The organism is Streptomyces sp. NPDC046727 (assembly GCF_040645635.1).
GTDB lineage: Bacteria > Actinomycetota > Actinomycetes > Streptomycetales > Streptomycetaceae > Streptomyces.
The window spans coordinates 97,286-111,889 of record NZ_JBEYYR010000018.1; the positions used below are offsets into that span (position 1 = coordinate 97,286).

A 14,604-nucleotide genomic window follows, 5' to 3' on the forward strand; every position below is an offset into this window, starting at 1 on the left:
GAACGGGTGGCCTTCAACCGCTACTCCCCGGTCGGAAGCGCGACTTCGGCCGCGGCTTCGGGGCCCTGCTCCAAGAGGACACCGAAACCGTCCTCGTTCAGCACAGGAACCTTCAGTTGCATGGCCTTGTCGTACTTCGATCCGGGGTTGTCACCCACTACGACGAACGAGGTCTTCTTCGACACCGAGCCGGCCACCTTCGCGCCCCGGCTCTGCAGTGCGTCCTTGGCGCCGTCCCGGGTGAAGTTCTCCAGCGTGCCGGTGACGACGACCGTGAGCCCCTCCAGCGGTCGCGGCCCCTCCTCCTCGCCGGTCGACTCCTCCTCCAGCGGGACTCCGGCCGTCTTCCACTTGGCGACGATCTCCCGGTGCCACTCCTCGGCGAACCAGTCCTTGAGCGCGGCGGCGATGGTCGGGCCGACGCCGTCGGTGGCCGCCAGTTCCTCCTCGGACGCCTGCTCGATGCGGTCCACGGAGCGGAACTCGCGCGCGAGGGCCTGCGCGGCCACCGGTCCCACGTGCCGGATCGACAGCCCGTTCAGGAAGCGGGCGAGCGGACGGGACTTGGCCGCCTCGATGTTCGCCAGCAGGGCCAGGGTGTTCTTCTTCGGCTCGCCCTTCTGGTTGGCGAAGACCGTGACGACCTTCTCCTCGCCGGTCTTGGGATCGCGCTTGGGCAGGCCGCTGTCGGGGTCGAGGACATAGGCCTTGATGGGCAGCAGCTTCTCCACCGTGAGGTCGAACAGGTCGCCCTCGTCCACCAGCGGCGGGTCGGCCGGCTCCAGCGGACGGGTGAGCGCGGCGGCGGCCACCGCGCCGAAGTGCTCGATGTCCAGGCACTCACGGCCCGCCAGATACGACACCCGCTCGCGCAACTGGGCCGGACAGGTGCGGGCGTTCGGGCAGCGGAGGTCGATGTCGCCCTCCTTCATGGGCCGCAGCGCCGTGCCGCACTCGGGGCACTCGGCCGGCATCACGAACTCCCGCTCGCCGCCGTCGCGCAGGTCGACCACCGGGCCGAGGATCTCCGGGATGACGTCACCGGCCTTGCGGATGACGACGGTGTCGCCGATGAGCACGCCCTTGGCCTTGACGACCTCCTGGTTGTGCAGGGTGGCGAACTCCACCTCGCTGCCCGCGACCGTGACCGGCTCGACCTGGGCGTACGGCGTGACGCGGCCCGTGCGGCCGACGCCCACCTTGATGTCGATGAGCTTGGTGTTGACCTCTTCCGGCGCGTACTTGTAGGCGATGGCCCAGCGGGGCGCCCGCGCGGTGGAGCCGAGCCGGCCCTGGAGGCGGATCTCGTCCAGCTTGACGACGACGCCGTCGATCTCGTGCTCCACGGAGTGGCGGTTCTCGCCGAAGTACGCGATGAACTGCCGTACGCCGTCGAGGTCGTCGACGACGCGGTTGTGCGTGGACGTGGGCAGGCCCCAGGTCTTCAGCAGGTCGTACGCCTGGGAGAGGCGGGTCATGCCCTTGTAGCCCTCCAGGGCGCCGATGCCGTGGACCACCATGTGCAGCGGGCGGGTGGCGGTGACCCGCGGGTCCTTCTGGCGCAGCGAACCGGCGGCGGCGTTACGGGGGTTGGCGAAGGGCTTGTCGCCGGCCGCGACCAGGCGTTCGTTCAGTTCGAGGAACTTCTCCATCGGGAAGTAGACCTCGCCGCGGATCTCCACCAGGTCGGGCACCTCGTCGCCCTGGAGGCGGTCCGGGATCTCCGCGATCGTCCGGACGTTCGGGGTGATGTCCTCGCCGGTGCGGCCGTCGCCCCGGGTGGCCGCGCGTGTGAGGCGGCCGTTCTCGTAGGTGAGGTTGACCGCGAGGCCGTCCACCTTCAGCTCGCACAGGAAGTGGTACTCCTGGTCGCCCAGCTCTCTGGCGATGCGGTCGGCCCAGGCGGCCAGCTCGTCGTCGTTGAAGGTGTTGTCGAGCGAGAGCATCCGCTGGCGGTGTTCGACCGCCGTGAACTCCGTCTCGTACGACCCCGCGACCTTCTGGGTGGGCGAGTCCGGGGTGCGCAGCTCCGGGTACTCCTCCTCCAGGGCCTCCAGGGACTTCAGGAGCTTGTCGAACTCCGCGTCGCTGATGACGGGAGCGTCCTTCACGTAGTACCGGAAGCGGTGCTCCTCGATCTGTTCAGCGAGCTGCGCGTGCTTGTCACGTGCCTCGGCGGGCACTGCCGTCTCCGCCTGCTGCTTGTCGCCGGCCACCGTGTCGTCCTCCCGTTACTCTGGGTTGTCCGCGAGGGATCTCGCCGCCCGGACGCAGTGCGCGAGCGCCTGGCGTGCGTAGGCAGGGGAAGCGCCCGCCAGACCGCACGCCGGGGTCACCGTGACCGCCTCCGCGAGCAGCCCCGGATGCAGCCCCAGCCGGCGCCACAACGTCCTGACACCCATGACGCTACCGGCAGGGTCTGACAATGGGCCGTCCGTGCCCGGCACGACACCGGCGAACAGCCGGGTGCCGCCCTCGACGGCCTCGCCGATCGTGTCCTCGTCACGCTCGGTGAGAAGCGCGAAGTCGAAGGAGACGGCTGCCGCGCCGGCCCGCCGCAGCAGGGCGAACGGCACGTCAGGGGCGCAGGAGTGCACGACGACCGGTCCGTCGCCGTGCGCCTCGACGACGTCCCGGAGCGTGGCCTCCACGAGCTGCCGGTCCACGGCGCGGTGCGTGCGGTAGCCGCTGGCGGTACGGACCTGGCCGCGCAGGACGGCGGTGAGGGAGGGCTCGTCGAGCTGGAGGACGATCCGGGCGCCCGGGACGCGGCGCCGCACCTCGGCGAGGTGCAGCCGCAGCCCCTCGGCGAGCGAGGCGGCGAGGTCCCGGCACGCGCCGGGGTCCGACAGGGCGGACTCGCCGTTCCTCAGCTCCAGGGCGGCGGCCAGCGTCCACGGGCCGACGGCCTGCACCTTCAGATCGCCCTCGTAGCCCTGCGTGAACTCCTCCAGGGCGTCGAGGTCCTCGCCCAGCCAGGACCGGGCCCGCTTGGTGTCCCGGCCCGGCCGGTCGCCGATCCGCCAGCCGCTGGGCTCCACGCGCGCGTACAGCTCGACCAGCATCCCGGCGGTGCGGCCGATCATGTCGGCGCCGGGCCCGCGCGCGGGCAGCTCCGGGAGAAACGGGAAGTCCTCGAAGGATCCGGTGGCGGTCTTGGCGGCCTCGCGGGCGTCCCCGCCGGGCAGCGACCCGACACCGGTGGCTCCGGCGAACCTGAACTGGCTGTTTTCGCTCACCCCGGCAGGGTACGTAACGCCGGCCGGTCGGCTCACAACCAGTCGGCGCCGTACCGGCTCAGGAAGGCGCACAGCCCCTGCGGGTCGGCCACCTCGAGGTTGTTCCGGAAGCGGCCCCGCTCCCAGGCGAGGTCCGTCCCACCGTGCAGACTCGCGGCGCCGATGACCGCGCCGTCCGCGCCGAGCAGCGCCACCGTCAGGCTGCCGGGGCACCGGCAGACGGATCCGGTGAACTCGCCGTCGGCGGCCAGACCGCGCAGCTCGGCGAGGTCGGCGTCATCGAAGATCTCGCCCAGGACCGGCCGGTCCGCGAGCGGCACGCCCACGTCCCCGCCGGCCAGGACCAGCGCGGCCTCGGTCCGCGGCCAGACCTCCGCCAGCCAGGCCCGGATCTCGGTGCCCGCGGCTGCGGTCACCGTCCCGGCCGCACGGTGAGGTCGTTGACCTCCGCGTCCCTCGGCAGGTCCAGGGCCATGAGGATCGTCGTGGCGACCGACTCGGCGTCGATCCACTTCGAGGCGTCGTACTCCTTGCCCTCCTGCTGGTGGACCTTGGCCTGCATGGGGCTGGCGGTGCGGCCGGGGTAGACGGACGTGACGCGGACGCCGTTTCCGTGCTCCTCCTGGCGCAGGGAGTCGGCGAGGGCCTTCAGGCCGTGCTTGGAGGCGGCGTACGCGGACCAGCCGGCGTTGGCGCTCAGTCCGGCACCGGAGTTGACGAAGATCACATGGCCGCGGGCCACCCGCAGCTGCGGCAGGAAGTGCCGGGTCAGCTCGGCGGGGGCGATCAGGTTGACGTTGAGCTGGTGGTGCCAGGACTTCGGGGTCAGGTCGCCGACATCGCCGAGGTCGACGACCCCGGCGATGTGCAGCAGGGAGTCCACCCGGTCCGGGAGCGTCTGGTGGGAGAACGCCCAGGACAGCCTGTCCGGGTCCGCGAGGTCGCCGACCAGGGTGCGGGCGCCGGGGAACTCGGCCGCCAGCTCCTTCGCGCGGCCCGCGTCGCGCGCGTGCAGCACGAGTTCGTCCCCGCGCGCGTGCAGCCGGCGGGTCACGGCCGCGCCGATGCCGGAACCGGCCCCGGTGATCACATGAGTAGCCATGCCCGCCATGCTCGCATCACCGGACGCCGAGCTGCTCCTCCAGGTAGGCCAGGGCCCCGACCGGCTCGTCCGCGAAGAAGACCAGCTCGGCCAGCGGGCGGGGCAGGAAGCCCTCGTCCTCCATGCGGTGGAACTGCTGCTTCAGGCCGTCGTAGAAGCCGGCCGTGTTCAGCAGCACGACCGGCTTCTCGGTGCGGCCGTGCTTCTTCAGCTCCAGGATCTCGGTGGCCTCGTCGAGCGTGCCGGTGCCGCCCACCATGATCACCACGGCGTCGGCCTTCTCCAGCAGCAGCTTCTTGCGTTCGGCGAGGTCGGCCGCGATGACCATCTCGTCGGCGCCGGGCCGCGCCCGGTTCGCCAGGAACTCCACGGAGACGCCCAGCAGCCTGCCGCCCGCCTCCTGCACGCCGTCGGCGACCACCTTCATCAGACCGACGTCGGAGCCGCCCCAGACCAGGGTGTGGCCGGCCTTGCCGATCAGTTCCGCGAACTCGCGCGCGGGGCGCGTGTAACGGTCGTCGAGGTCGGCGGCGGACAGGAAGACGCAGATGTTCATGGCGTCCACCGTACGGTTTCCGCCCGGGCGGGAAGAAGCGCGGTCCGCCGGGCGCTGAACGGGTATGACCCAAGGACACACGATCACGATCGAGAAGAGCGAGCGGCACGTGCGCGTGGTGCGCGGCGACCAGGTGCTCGCGGAGTCCGACCGTCCGCTGGAGCTGCGCGAGACGGGCTGTCCGGTGCGGTACTACATCCCCGCCGAGGACGTGCGCCTCGAACTGCTCACGCCCTCCGACACGCACACCGTCTGCCCCTTCAAGGGCACGGCGTCCTACTGGTCCCTGCCGGACGCGCCCGACCTCGTCTGGGCCTATCCGGACCCCAAGCCGGGCGTGGCCGAGATCAGGGACCACTACTGCTTCTACGACACCGAGGTCTCATGACGCCGCGCGGCATCGCCGTGTCGTGACCGGTGAGTCGCGTGCCGTGCGGCAGTCTGCACGGGCATGGACAAGAAGACGACTTCCCGCGACGGCACCTCCCTCGCGTACGGAGTGATGGGCCAGGGACCCACGGTCATCCTGGTGAGCGGCGCGATGTCCACCGGCGGCACCGTGGCGCCCCTGGCCCACCGCCTCACCGACCGCTGCACGGCCGTCGTCTACGACCGCCGGGGCCGCGGCGAGAGCGGGGACACGCCGCCGTACGCGGTCGACCGCGAGGTCGAGGACCTGGCCGCACTGATCGACGCGGTGGGCGGCGAGGCGGCGCTGTTCGGGGTCTCCTCGGGCGGTGCGCTGGTCCTGCACGCGGCGGCGAGCGGGCTGCCGATCGGGCGGGCGGCGGTGTACGAGGTGCCGTACGCCGACCATCTGGCGGGCGGTGCCGCCCGCGAGGCCACCTACAAGGAGCAGCTGAACACGGCGCTCGCGGAGGGACGGCGCGGGGACGCGGTGGAGCTGTTCCTGCGCCTGACGGGCCTCGGCGAGGAGATGATCCAGCGCGCCCGGCAGTCCCCGATGTGGGCCGGCATGGAGGCCGTCGCCCCCAGCCTCGCCCACGACGACGCGGTCATGGGCGACGGCCTGCTGCCCCGGGACCGGGTCGCCGCGATCTCCGTGCCCGTGCTCGCGGTGGCGGGCGGCGCGAGCCCGGAGTGGATGCACCGGGCGAACCAGGCCGTCGCGGAAGCGGCACCCCAGGGCACGTACCGCGTCCTGCCGGGCCAGACCCACATGGTGGAACCGGACGTGCTGGGGCCGGTGCTGGCGGAGTTCTTCGCCGGCTAGGCCGGCCTAGCCGGCCGCGGCCGTCGCGCGCGTGGTGGACGCGATCGTCGCCGAGCCCACCACGCGCGTGCCGTCGTACAGCACGATCGCCTGGCCGGGGGCGACGCCGCGGACCGGCTCGGTGAAGGAGACGCGCAGTTCGCCGTCGACCGGTTCCGCGGTCACCTCGGTCTCGCCGCCGTGGGCGCGCAGCTGGGCGGTGTAGGTGCCGGGTCCGGTGGGGGCGGTGCCGCACCAGCGCGGCTTGATCGCCGTCAGCGCGGTGACGTCCAGGGCGGCGGCCGGGCCGACGGTGACCGTGTTGGACACCGGGGAGATGTCGAGGACGTAGCGCGGCTTGCCGTCGGGGGCCGGGGTGCCGATCCGGAGGCCCTTGCGCTGGCCGATGGTGAAGCCGTACGCGCCCTCGTGCGTGCCGACCTTGGCGCCGGACTCGTCCACGATGTCGCCCTCGGCCTTGCCGAGCCGCCGGGCCAGGAAGCCCTGGGTGTCGCCGTCGGCGATGAAGCAGATGTCGTGCGAGTCGGGCTTCTTGGCGACGGCCAGGCCCCGGCGCTCGGCCTCCGCGCGGATCTCCTCCTTGGTGGTGACCGTGTCGCCGAGCGGGAACATCGCGTGGGCCAGCTGCTTGTCGTCCAGGACGCCGAGGACGTACGACTGGTCCTTCGCCATGTCGGAGGCGCGGTGCAGCTCGCGGGAGCCGTCCTCGCGCACGATCACCTTCGCGTAGTGACCGGTGCAGACGGCGTCGAAGCCGAGGGCCAGCGCCTTGTCCAGCAGCGCGGCGAACTTGATCTTCTCGTTGCAGCGCAGGCACGGGTTCGGGGTGCGGCCGGCCTCGTACTCGGCGACGAAGTCCTCGACGACGTCCTCGCGGAAGCGGTCGGCGAGGTCCCAGACGTAGAACGGGATGCCGATGACGTCGGCCGCGCGGCGGGCGTCACGCGAGTCCTCGATGGTGCAACAGCCCCGCGCGCCGGTGCGGAAGGACTGGGGGTTCGCGGAGAGCGCGAGGTGGACGCCGGTGACGTCGTGGCCTGCTTCCGCCGCGCGCGCGGCGGCGACGGCGGAGTCGACTCCGCCGGACATGGCGGCGAGGACGCGGAGGGGGCGGGGGCGCTGCGGGGTGTCAGTCATAGCCCTTCCAGAGTACGGGGGCGCGGGAACCCGGTCGGCCGGATATCCGTTGACGACCACATGGGGGCGCGGACAGAGGCGACGACAGGGACGGCCGGGAGCGACGGGGACCGGCGGCTGGGGCGGCGGGCCCTGCTCGTCGGCGGGGCCGCGGCGGCGGTGGGCACGGCCGTGCTGGCCCGCGAGGAGCTGTCCCGTCTGTGGTGGCGGCTGCCGGGGGTGGACAAGCCGCGGGTGGCGGGCGCGGTGGACTTCCGGGGCGCGCGCTGGGTGGCGGCCTCGGCGGCGAACTACCGGCGGGCGGACCGGCCGGCCGACTACCGGATCGACCGGGTCGTCGTCCATGTCACGCAGGGCGGCTACGCGTCGGCGGTGAAGGTCTTCCAGGACCCGGCGCACGGGGCGGCGGCGCACTACATCGTGCGCGAGGACGGGCGGGTCACCCAGCTGGTCCGGGAGCTGGACGTGGCCTTCCACGCGGGCAACCGGGAGTACAACGAACGCAGTGTCGGCATCGAGCACGAGGGCTTCGTGGAGGACGCCTCGTCCTTCACGGACGCCATGTACGCGTCGTCGGCCCGCCTGACGGCGGCGATATGCCGGCGCTACGGCATACCCGCCGACCGGGAGCACATCATCGGGCATGTGGAGGTGCCGGGCACGGACCACACGGACCCCGGCCCGCACTGGGACTGGGACCGGTACCTGCGGCAGGTCCGCCGGGCGCGCCCCTGAGGGCCTACGTCAGTCCCGCCGCCCGGGCGCGTTCCACCGCCGGGCCGATCGCCTTGGCGACGGCCTCCACGTCCGCCTCCGTGGAGGTGTGGCCGAGGGAGAAGCGCAGGGTGCCGCGGGCCAGGTCCGGGTCGGTACCGGTGGCGAGGAGGACATGGCTGGGCTGGGCGACGCCGGCGGTGCAGGCGGAGCCGGTGGAGCACTCGATGCCCTGGGCGTCCAGCAGGAGCAGCAGGGAGTCGCCCTCGCAGCCGGGGAAGGTGAAGTGGGCGTTGGCCGGGAGCCGGCCCTCGGGCGCCGGGTCGCCGCCGAGGATCGCGTCCGGTACGGCGCCGCGCACGGCGTCGACGAGCTGGTCACGCAGGGCGCCGATCTCCCGCGCGAACCAGGCGCGCTGCTCGGCGGCGAGCCGGCCGGCGACGGCGAAGGAGGCGACGGCCGGGACATCGAGGGTGCCGGAGCGGACGTGCCGCTCCTGGCCGCCGCCGTGCAGGACGGGTACGGGGGTGTGCTCGCGGCCGAGGATCAGGGCGCCGATGCCGTACGGGCCGCCGATCTTGTGGCCGGACACGGTCATCGCGGCGAGGCCCGAGGCCTCGAAGTCGACCGGCACCTGACCGAAGGCCTGGACCGCGTCGGCGTGCAGCGGGATGCCGAACTCGGCGGTGACGTCGGCGAGTTCACGGATCGGCATGACCGTGCCGATCTCGTTGTTGGCCCACATCACGGTGGCCAGGGCGACGTCGTCGGGGTTGCGGGCGACGGCCTCGCGCAGCGCCTCGGGGTGGACGCGGCCACAGGAGTCGACGGGGAGGTACTCGACGGTGGCGCCCTCGTGCTCGCCGAGCCAGTGCACGGCGTCCAGCACGGCGTGGTGCTCGACGGGGCTGGCCAGGACGCGGGTGCGGGCCGGGTCGGCGTCGCGCCGGGACCAGAACAGGCCCTTGACGGCGAGGTTGTCGGCCTCGGTGCCACCCGAGGTGAAGACGACCTCGCTGGGGCGGGCGCCCAGCGCTTCCGCGAGGGTCTCGCGGGATTCCTCGACCGTTCGGCGGGCCCGGCGGCCGGAGGCGTGCAGGGAGGACGCGTTGCCGGTGATGCTCAGCTGGGCGGTCAGTGCCTCCGCCGCCTCCGGGAGCATCGGGGTCGTGGCCGCGTGGTCGAGGTAAGCCATGGTGAGGTGATTCTACGGCTCCCCCGCGGTTGGCTTCGGCCGCGCGTGGGGGCGTTGAGGCCGGGGGGCCTGGTGGGTGCCGTCGGCCGTGGGGTGCGCCTCGGCCTGGCCGCACCTGGCCTTGGTGGCGGCCTGCCCGGCGTCGCCGGCTGCCGGCTGTGCGGCCGCCCCGTCGTCCTCGGGGCTCGGCTGCGTGCCGTCGGCTCCGGGGGACCCTCTGTCACAGGCTCCAGGAGAGCGTGCCCGAGATCTCCATCGCGGTCGCCAGGGCGACCAGGTCGGCGATGCCCAGCGTCAGGCCCAGGTAGGCACGGCCCCGGCGGGTCGTGCCGCGCCACAGCGCGACCACGGCCAGGACGATGGCGATCGGGCCGAGGAAGAGGTTGAGGACGAGCAGGCCGAGGAGGCCGAGGATGAAGGACGCGACGGCCATGCCGTCGGCGTCACGCGTGCGCGGACGGGTGTCGGTGCGGCCGGTGGCCGGTGCGGTGAGTTGCATGGGGCTCAGCTCCTGAAGTCCTTTTGGGTGGTCAGTTGGCCGAGGTGTGACGGCGGCGGCCGTGGCGCTCGCGGATCGCGAAGACGCCGAGCCAGACGGCGATGACGGCGGCCAGGACGGCGGTGACGGTCAGTGGTGCGTGAGCGACGGTGCCCAGCACGACTCCGAGCAGCATGAGCGCGGCGACGAGGAACAGCATGGGATCAGATCCCCCCTCCGGGATGCCTCGTGTTCAGCCGGTGTGAAATTTCGGTGAACAGTTGTAGTAACAGTTGTTCACTGACTTCGAGTCTAGCGCGCCCGACGGCTTTAAAATTCCGGAGAACAGTTGTTAACTGGATGACATGAGTCACACCCTCGGCATCCGGCAGGCCCAGAAGCAGAAGACCCGGCAGGCGTTCCTCGACGCGGCGCTCGCGCTGCTGGAGGAGCAGAGTCTGAGCAGTCTGGGCCTGCGCGAGGTCACCCGGGCCGTCGGCGTCGCACCGACCGCCTTCTACCGGCACTTCCGCTCGACCGCCGACCTCGGTGTCGCCCTGGTCGACGAGGCGCTGGGCAGTCTGCACCCGATGGTGCGGCCGACGGTCTCCACCACGGGCGGCAGCGAGGAACGCATCGCGCGGGCCATCGAGTTGGTCGCCCACCACGTCGCCGCGCACCCGGCGCACGTCCGGTTCATCGCACGCGAGCGGCACGGCGGGGTGCAGCCGGTGCGCGAGGCGATCCGGGAGCAACTCGCCCGGTTCGCCGAGGAGGTGAAAACGGAGCTGGCCAAGGACCCGGAGGCGGCCGGCTGGAGCGACGACGACCTGGCGATGCTCGCGCACCTCTACGTCGACCAGATGCTCATCACCTCCTCCCTCTTCCTGGAGGCGCTGGAGGCCTCGGAGGACGAGCGGGAGCGGGTGACGCAGCTCGCCACCCGCCAGCTGCGGCTGATCACCATCGGCCGCAGTCACTGGCTCGACTGAGCCGGTCAGCCCTGCTGGGCCTGGCCGCCGGCCTGCCCCGGCTGCCCGCCGCCCGGGCCGCCGCAGCCGCCCTGTCCGCCCTGGGGCGCACTCGACCAACGCCGCTCAGGGCGTTCTTGGGCGCGCCCTGTCCCCGCCCTGTCCATCAGGCAACGCGCACCCCAAGCACCCTTCCCCGCCTGAGGAGTGGGTCACCGCGCGGTGCGCCACCGTCGTCCCGCTCCTCCCCTGCCGCCGCAGCACCTCCCAGGCGTCGGCGAGTTTGTCCCCGCTGTGCCGGTAGCGCACCTTCACGCGCCGGTCGGAGAACACCGCGGGACGCCGGCCGCGGACAGCGACTCGACGTCCCGTAGATGGCACGGACCGACACCTCCGGCCGGTCGGACTTCACCGCGCCAGGAACCCGCCGTGCGGGTGGCCGGAGCAACGGCTGACAGCAGGTGGCAGGTTTCCCGGGAATTCTCCTCCCGAGCACCCGGCCGAACCCGCATGCCCAAGCAGAGAAAGGCCCGCCATGGCCACCGATCCCCGCCCCCTGTACACCCGCGCCACGGCCCAGGCGGCCCGGCTCATCCGGACCGTGCGCCCCGATCAGCTGACCGGGCCCACTCCCTGCGCCGAGTACGACGTGCGCACGCTGTTGAGCCACATCGTCGGCGGCACCCGCCGGATCGCCCTCGTCGGCGAGGGCGGTGAGGGTCAGTCCGTCGCGCTGTACGCGCCCGACGTCCCCGACGATGCCTGGGCGCAGGCGTACGACGAGGTCCGGGAGCAGTCCCTGAAGGCCTGGGAGAGCGACGAGCGGATGGCGTCGACCGTGCGCGTTCCGTGGGGCGAGATCCCGGGGCGGGCGGCCCTGTCGGCGTATGTGATGGAGATCGTCACGCACTCGTGGGACCTGTCCGAGGCGGTGGGCCGTCCGTTGCCGCTCGACCCGGAGCTGGCCGAGTTCTCGCTCGCCGCCGCGCACGAGGCCCTGCCCGACGGACCCCGGGAGGGCCGCCCCTTCGACGCGCCGGTGCCGGCCCCCGAGGGAGCGGGCGCCTACGAGCGGCTGGCGGCCTGGCTGGGCCGCACCCCGCTGAGCCGGACCTGAACCACAGCTCAGCCGAGCCTGACGCGGGCCAGCTGCCGGGACTGGGCGACCAGGCGGTCCTCGCTGTCCCAGACCTCGGCGTCCTCCTCCAGGAAGCCGCCGGCCAGGTTGCGGGTGGTGATCGACACCCGCAGCGGACCGGGGGCCGGGCGGTGGCGGACGTGGACGGTGAGTTCCACCGTCGGGACCCAGCCCTTGAGGCCCAGCTCGAAGGCGGTGGGCGGCAGGGCGTCCACGGCGAGGAGCAGCGAGAGCGGGTCGGCGTCCCGGCCGTCGGCGAGGCCGAACCAGGCGCGCATCTCGCCGTTGCCGGAGGGCGCGCCGAGCGCCCAGCCGAGGGTGGCGGGGTCCAGCTTGAGCATCAGCCGGTCGGCGATGGCGGAGCTGCCGTCGACCGGGGCCGGCCCGTCCTCGGGGCCGAAGCACTGCTCCAGCGGCGGGATCGGCGGCGGGGTGGCGGTCGTACGGACGTCGTCGGGGAGGCCGGCGAGGTCGCCGTAGGAGGCGAGGACGCGGATGCGCTCGACCTCGTTGCCCTCGGCGTCGTACTGGAAGAGCGAGGCCTGGCCGGTGGAGAGGGTCCGGCCGGTGCGGACGGTCTCGGTGCGGATGACCGCCGGGCCGGGCTGGGAGGCGGTCAGGTAGTGCGCGGAGACGGAGAAGGGGTCCGGGTGCGGGAGGGTGTCCGCGAGCGCCCGGCCGAGCACGGCCAGCAGGTAGCCGCCGTTGACGGCGCTGATGATGGTCCAGCCGGCCGAGAGGTCGATGTCGTAGACGCCGGGCTCGCGGCGGGTGACCGCGGTGTCGCGGTCGAACTCGCTGTCGCCGATCAGGGCCTGTACGGCGGGGGCGGAAGCTGCTTCTGGCATGACTGAACGGTACAACAGAAAATTACTAAGCGGTAGCTTTGTAGAGGACGGGCGGATGACACGATCCGGCCACCGGGTGAGGTTCCGGCAATTTCTCGGTAAGTGTCAGGACACATCCACAACCCCGGGCCGCCGAACACCCTCTATGGGGACATGAGCCTCACCGGGACTCCGTTCCTCTACACGACCATCGTGCTGGCCGTGGTCGCCCTCGTAGTGCCGCTCCTCCTGTGGTCACGGATGCGCGGGCCGAGGCCCCTGCGGGCCGCGGCCCGGGTGCTGATGCTGCTGTTCGCCCAGGGCACGGCCGTCACGCTGGTCTTCGTGCTGGTCAACAACCAGAACAACCTGTACGACAACTGGGCCGACCTGCTCGGCACCGGGAACCACGTCCAGCAGGCCGCCGACCTCGGCCGGGACGGCACCGGCGGGATAGCGGTGAAACGGTTGCCCAAGGTGCGACAGGACTTCACGACGGCCGACGGACCCGGCATGCGCGCGGCCGGCGGCGTGCGCGTCACCCAGCTCAAGGGCCGGGTCTCCGGCGTGAACGCCGAGGTCTACGTCTGGCTGCCGCCGCAGTACGACGAGCCGGCCTACCGGCACAAGAAGTTCCCGGTGGTGGAGCTGCTGCCGGGCTACCCCGGCTCCGCGAAGGCCTGGTTCGGGTCGATGAAGGCCCACGAGCAGCTGCTGCCGCTGATGAGGAGCGGTGAGGTGGCGCCGTTCATCCTGGTCGCCCCGCGCACCAACCTGCTGGCCGGCGTGGACACCGGCTGCGCCAACATCCCGGGCCAGGTCAACGCCGACAGCTGGCTCAGCATCGACGTGCCGAAGATGGTCACGGACAACTTCCGGGCCCAGCCGGCGCCCCGGGGCTGGGCGGTGGCCGGGTACTCGGCGGGCGCGCACTGCGCGGTGAAGCTGGCCGTGGCCCACCCCGACCGGTACCGGGCGGCGGTGAGCATGTCGGGTTACAACGACCCGATCGGCGAACGCAACTCCCTCGCCGCCCAGACCCCCGCCCTGCGTGCCGCGAACAACCCCTATCTGCTGCTGAGGAAGGCCGCCGTACCGCCCCGGATCGCGCTGTACCTGTCCGGCGAGTCCGGCGACGGCTACCAGGCGGGCGTGGCCCTGGAGTCCCTCGCCAAGGCGCCGACCACCGTGCGCGTGGTGTTCCTGCCGCGCAGCGCGGGCGGGCACACCATGGCGCTGTGGCGCCCGCAGGTCGACACCGTCTTCCGCTGGCTGACGCTGCAGATGGGGCAGAGCCACGCCCAGGGGCAGGACACCTCGGTGGCCGGGTCTACTCCTCGCGAACCGTCGACCGGCGGTTCCAGGCACGCGGCGCTCGCCAGTGGAACCGCATCGCGAGCAGCCGCAGTACGAAAGCCGTGACGACCGCGAGCCCGCTGGTGAACGGGGTCAGCGCGTCGTAGCGGATGCACAGCACGATCATCGTGGCGCCGACGATCGCCGGGACCGCGTACAGATCGCGGTCCCAGCGCAGCAGCGAGGGCACCTCGTTGGCCAGCACGTCCCGCAGTACACCGCCGCCGACGGCGGTGGCGAGGCCCAGCGTCGCCGACGCGGTCAGGCCGAGGCCGTAGCTGTACGCCTTCGTCGTACCGCTGACACAGAACAGGCCGAGGCCGGCCGCGTCGAAGACGAGCACCGCCGCCTGGATGCGCTCCACGTGCGGGTGCAGGAAGAAGACGACGAGCGCGGCGATCAGCGGGGTGACGAAGTAGCCGAGGTCCGTGAAGGCGGCCGGGGGTACGGCCCCGATGACCAGGTCGCGGAACAGTCCGCCGCCCAGCGCGGTGACCTCGGCGAGGACGGCGATGCCGAAGACGTCGAAGTTCTTGCGGACGGCCAGCAGGGCGCCGGAGATCGCGAACACGAAGATGCCGATGACATCGAGCGCGTGCTGGACGGAGGGACTGAAGAGTTGCTGGAGCTGCACCCTGACATTCTCACCCGCCTGGC

At 72.4% G+C, this 14,604-nt stretch carries 17 protein-coding genes; 6 read left to right on the forward strand and 11 right to left on the reverse strand.

All coding sequences use genetic code 11. The annotated features are described in order from the left end of the window. Nucleotides 1-20: 20 nt before the first annotated feature. The 5 genes from ligA to ABZ937_RS22975 are packed head-to-tail and all read right to left on the reverse strand — an operon-like array spanning nt 21 to nt 4,897. Nucleotides 21-2,216: an NAD-dependent DNA ligase LigA gene (gene ligA / locus ABZ937_RS22955; protein WP_361694646.1), complete on the reverse strand. Its 2,196-nt coding sequence runs from the start codon at nt 2,214-2,216 to the stop codon at nt 21-23. Nucleotides 2,217-2,231: 15 nt separating this feature from the next. Then, nucleotides 2,232-3,239, reverse strand: a complete 1,008-nt coding sequence (locus ABZ937_RS22960) for a methionine synthase (protein WP_361694648.1) — start codon at nt 3,237-3,239, stop codon at nt 2,232-2,234. A 32-nt stretch (nt 3,240-3,271) separates the two neighbouring features. Beyond that, complete coding sequence (locus tag ABZ937_RS22965; RefSeq protein WP_361694650.1) at nt 3,272-3,655, reverse strand: hypothetical protein; 384 nt, start codon at nt 3,653-3,655, stop codon at nt 3,272-3,274. Next, entirely contained in the window at nt 3,652-4,350 is a 699-nt protein-coding gene (locus ABZ937_RS22970; protein WP_361694652.1) for an SDR family oxidoreductase, read from the reverse strand. Before ABZ937_RS22970 ends, ABZ937_RS22965 begins: the two co-directional genes overlap by 4 nt. 7 nt (nt 4,351-4,357) lie before the next feature. Beyond that, nucleotides 4,358-4,897 (reverse strand): TIGR00730 family Rossman fold protein, encoded by a 540-nt coding sequence (locus ABZ937_RS22975; RefSeq protein ID WP_361694654.1) that lies wholly within the window; start codon nt 4,895-4,897, stop codon nt 4,358-4,360. Nucleotides 4,898-4,961: 64 nt separating this feature from the next. Between ABZ937_RS22975 and ABZ937_RS22980 the strand changes: the two genes are divergently transcribed. Then, on the forward strand, nt 4,962-5,285 hold the full coding sequence (locus ABZ937_RS22980) for a DUF427 domain-containing protein (protein WP_361694656.1): 324 nt from the start codon (nt 4,962-4,964) through the stop codon (nt 5,283-5,285). Nucleotides 5,286-5,348: 63 nt separating this feature from the next. Next, nucleotides 5,349-6,131, forward strand: a complete 783-nt coding sequence (locus tag ABZ937_RS22985; RefSeq protein ID WP_361694658.1) for an alpha/beta hydrolase — start codon at nt 5,349-5,351, stop codon at nt 6,129-6,131. Nucleotides 6,132-6,137: 6 nt separating this feature from the next. Here the strand turns inward: ABZ937_RS22985 and mnmA are convergent, their stop codons facing one another. Continuing rightward, nucleotides 6,138-7,268, reverse strand: a complete 1,131-nt coding sequence (mnmA, locus tag ABZ937_RS22990; RefSeq protein WP_361694660.1) for a tRNA 2-thiouridine(34) synthase MnmA — start codon at nt 7,266-7,268, stop codon at nt 6,138-6,140. A 60-nt stretch (nt 7,269-7,328) separates the two neighbouring features. On the opposite strand from mnmA, the gene ABZ937_RS22995 reads away from it, so the two are divergent. After that, nucleotides 7,329-8,003, forward strand: a complete 675-nt coding sequence (locus tag ABZ937_RS22995; protein ID WP_361694661.1) for an N-acetylmuramoyl-L-alanine amidase — start codon at nt 7,329-7,331, stop codon at nt 8,001-8,003. A gap of 4 nt (nt 8,004-8,007) precedes the next feature. On the opposite strand, the gene ABZ937_RS23000 is transcribed toward ABZ937_RS22995, so the two are convergent. The 3 genes from ABZ937_RS23000 to ABZ937_RS23010 all read right to left on the reverse strand — a co-directional run bounded on the left by ABZ937_RS23000 (nt 8,008) and on the right by ABZ937_RS23010 (nt 9,875). After that, entirely contained in the window at nt 8,008-9,177 is a 1,170-nt protein-coding gene (locus ABZ937_RS23000) for a cysteine desulfurase family protein (RefSeq protein ID WP_361694663.1), read from the reverse strand. Between the two features lie 220 nt (nt 9,178-9,397). Beyond that, complete coding sequence (locus ABZ937_RS23005; protein WP_361694665.1) at nt 9,398-9,676, reverse strand: DUF4190 domain-containing protein; 279 nt, start codon at nt 9,674-9,676, stop codon at nt 9,398-9,400. A 31-nt stretch (nt 9,677-9,707) separates the two neighbouring features. Next, nucleotides 9,708-9,875: a hypothetical protein gene (locus tag ABZ937_RS23010; protein ID WP_014675136.1), complete on the reverse strand. Its 168-nt coding sequence runs from the start codon at nt 9,873-9,875 to the stop codon at nt 9,708-9,710. A gap of 145 nt (nt 9,876-10,020) precedes the next feature. Here ABZ937_RS23010 and ABZ937_RS23015 point away from each other — a divergent pair, with 145 nt between their 5' ends. Next, nucleotides 10,021-10,647, forward strand: coding sequence for a TetR family transcriptional regulator (locus tag ABZ937_RS23015; protein WP_361694667.1), 627 nt, complete (start codon nt 10,021-10,023; stop codon nt 10,645-10,647). 514 nt (nt 10,648-11,161) lie between these two features. Then, entirely contained in the window at nt 11,162-11,743 is a 582-nt protein-coding gene (locus ABZ937_RS23020) for a TIGR03086 family metal-binding protein (protein ID WP_361694671.1), read from the forward strand. 8 nt (nt 11,744-11,751) lie between these two features. On the opposite strand, the gene ABZ937_RS23025 is transcribed toward ABZ937_RS23020, so the two are convergent. Beyond that, the gene (locus tag ABZ937_RS23025) at nt 11,752-12,612 is read right to left on the reverse strand and encodes a thioesterase family protein (RefSeq protein ID WP_361694673.1); all 861 of its coding nucleotides are present in this window, start codon (nt 12,610-12,612) and stop codon (nt 11,752-11,754) included. Between the two features lie 153 nt (nt 12,613-12,765). Between ABZ937_RS23025 and ABZ937_RS23030 the strand changes: the two genes are divergently transcribed. After that, on the forward strand, nt 12,766-14,013 hold the full coding sequence (locus ABZ937_RS23030; protein WP_361694675.1) for an alpha/beta hydrolase-fold protein: 1,248 nt from the start codon (nt 12,766-12,768) through the stop codon (nt 14,011-14,013). Here the strand turns inward: ABZ937_RS23030 and ABZ937_RS23035 are convergent. Further along, the gene (locus ABZ937_RS23035) at nt 13,922-14,581 is read right to left on the reverse strand and encodes a trimeric intracellular cation channel family protein (RefSeq protein ID WP_361694677.1); all 660 of its coding nucleotides are present in this window, start codon (nt 14,579-14,581) and stop codon (nt 13,922-13,924) included. The two genes, ABZ937_RS23030 and ABZ937_RS23035, sit on opposite strands and share 92 nt — an antisense overlap. Nucleotides 14,582-14,604: the final 23 nt, after the last annotated feature.

What these genes read in the sequence shown, in the direction of transcription:
- ABZ937_RS22995 (WP_361694661.1), top strand. Translation starts at nt 7,329, where the DNA reads ATGGGGGCGCGGACAGAGGCGACGACAGGGACGGCCGGGAGCGACGGG.
- ABZ937_RS23010 (WP_014675136.1), bottom strand. Translation starts at nt 9,875, where the DNA reads ATGCTGTTCCTCGTCGCCGCGCTCATGCTGCTCGGAGTCGTGCTGGGC.
- ABZ937_RS23015 (WP_361694667.1), top strand. Translation starts at nt 10,021, where the DNA reads ATGAGTCACACCCTCGGCATCCGGCAGGCCCAGAAGCAGAAGACCCGG.
- ABZ937_RS23000 (WP_361694663.1), bottom strand. Translation starts at nt 9,177, where the DNA reads ATGGCTTACCTCGACCACGCGGCCACGACCCCGATGCTCCCGGAGGCG.
- ABZ937_RS22975 (WP_361694654.1), bottom strand. Translation starts at nt 4,897, where the DNA reads ATGAACATCTGCGTCTTCCTGTCCGCCGCCGACCTCGACGACCGTTAC.
- ABZ937_RS22985 (WP_361694658.1), top strand. Translation starts at nt 5,349, where the DNA reads ATGGACAAGAAGACGACTTCCCGCGACGGCACCTCCCTCGCGTACGGA.
- ABZ937_RS23020 (WP_361694671.1), top strand. Translation starts at nt 11,162, where the DNA reads ATGGCCACCGATCCCCGCCCCCTGTACACCCGCGCCACGGCCCAGGCG.
- ABZ937_RS23005 (WP_361694665.1), bottom strand. Translation starts at nt 9,676, where the DNA reads ATGCAACTCACCGCACCGGCCACCGGCCGCACCGACACCCGTCCGCGC.
- ABZ937_RS23030 (WP_361694675.1), top strand. Translation starts at nt 12,766, where the DNA reads ATGAGCCTCACCGGGACTCCGTTCCTCTACACGACCATCGTGCTGGCC.
- ABZ937_RS23025 (WP_361694673.1), bottom strand. Translation starts at nt 12,612, where the DNA reads ATGCCAGAAGCAGCTTCCGCCCCCGCCGTACAGGCCCTGATCGGCGAC.
- ABZ937_RS22980 (WP_361694656.1), top strand. Translation starts at nt 4,962, where the DNA reads ATGACCCAAGGACACACGATCACGATCGAGAAGAGCGAGCGGCACGTG.
- mnmA (WP_361694660.1), bottom strand. Translation starts at nt 7,268, where the DNA reads ATGACTGACACCCCGCAGCGCCCCCGCCCCCTCCGCGTCCTCGCCGCC.
- ABZ937_RS22970 (WP_361694652.1), bottom strand. Translation starts at nt 4,350, where the DNA reads ATGGCGGGCATGGCTACTCATGTGATCACCGGGGCCGGTTCCGGCATC.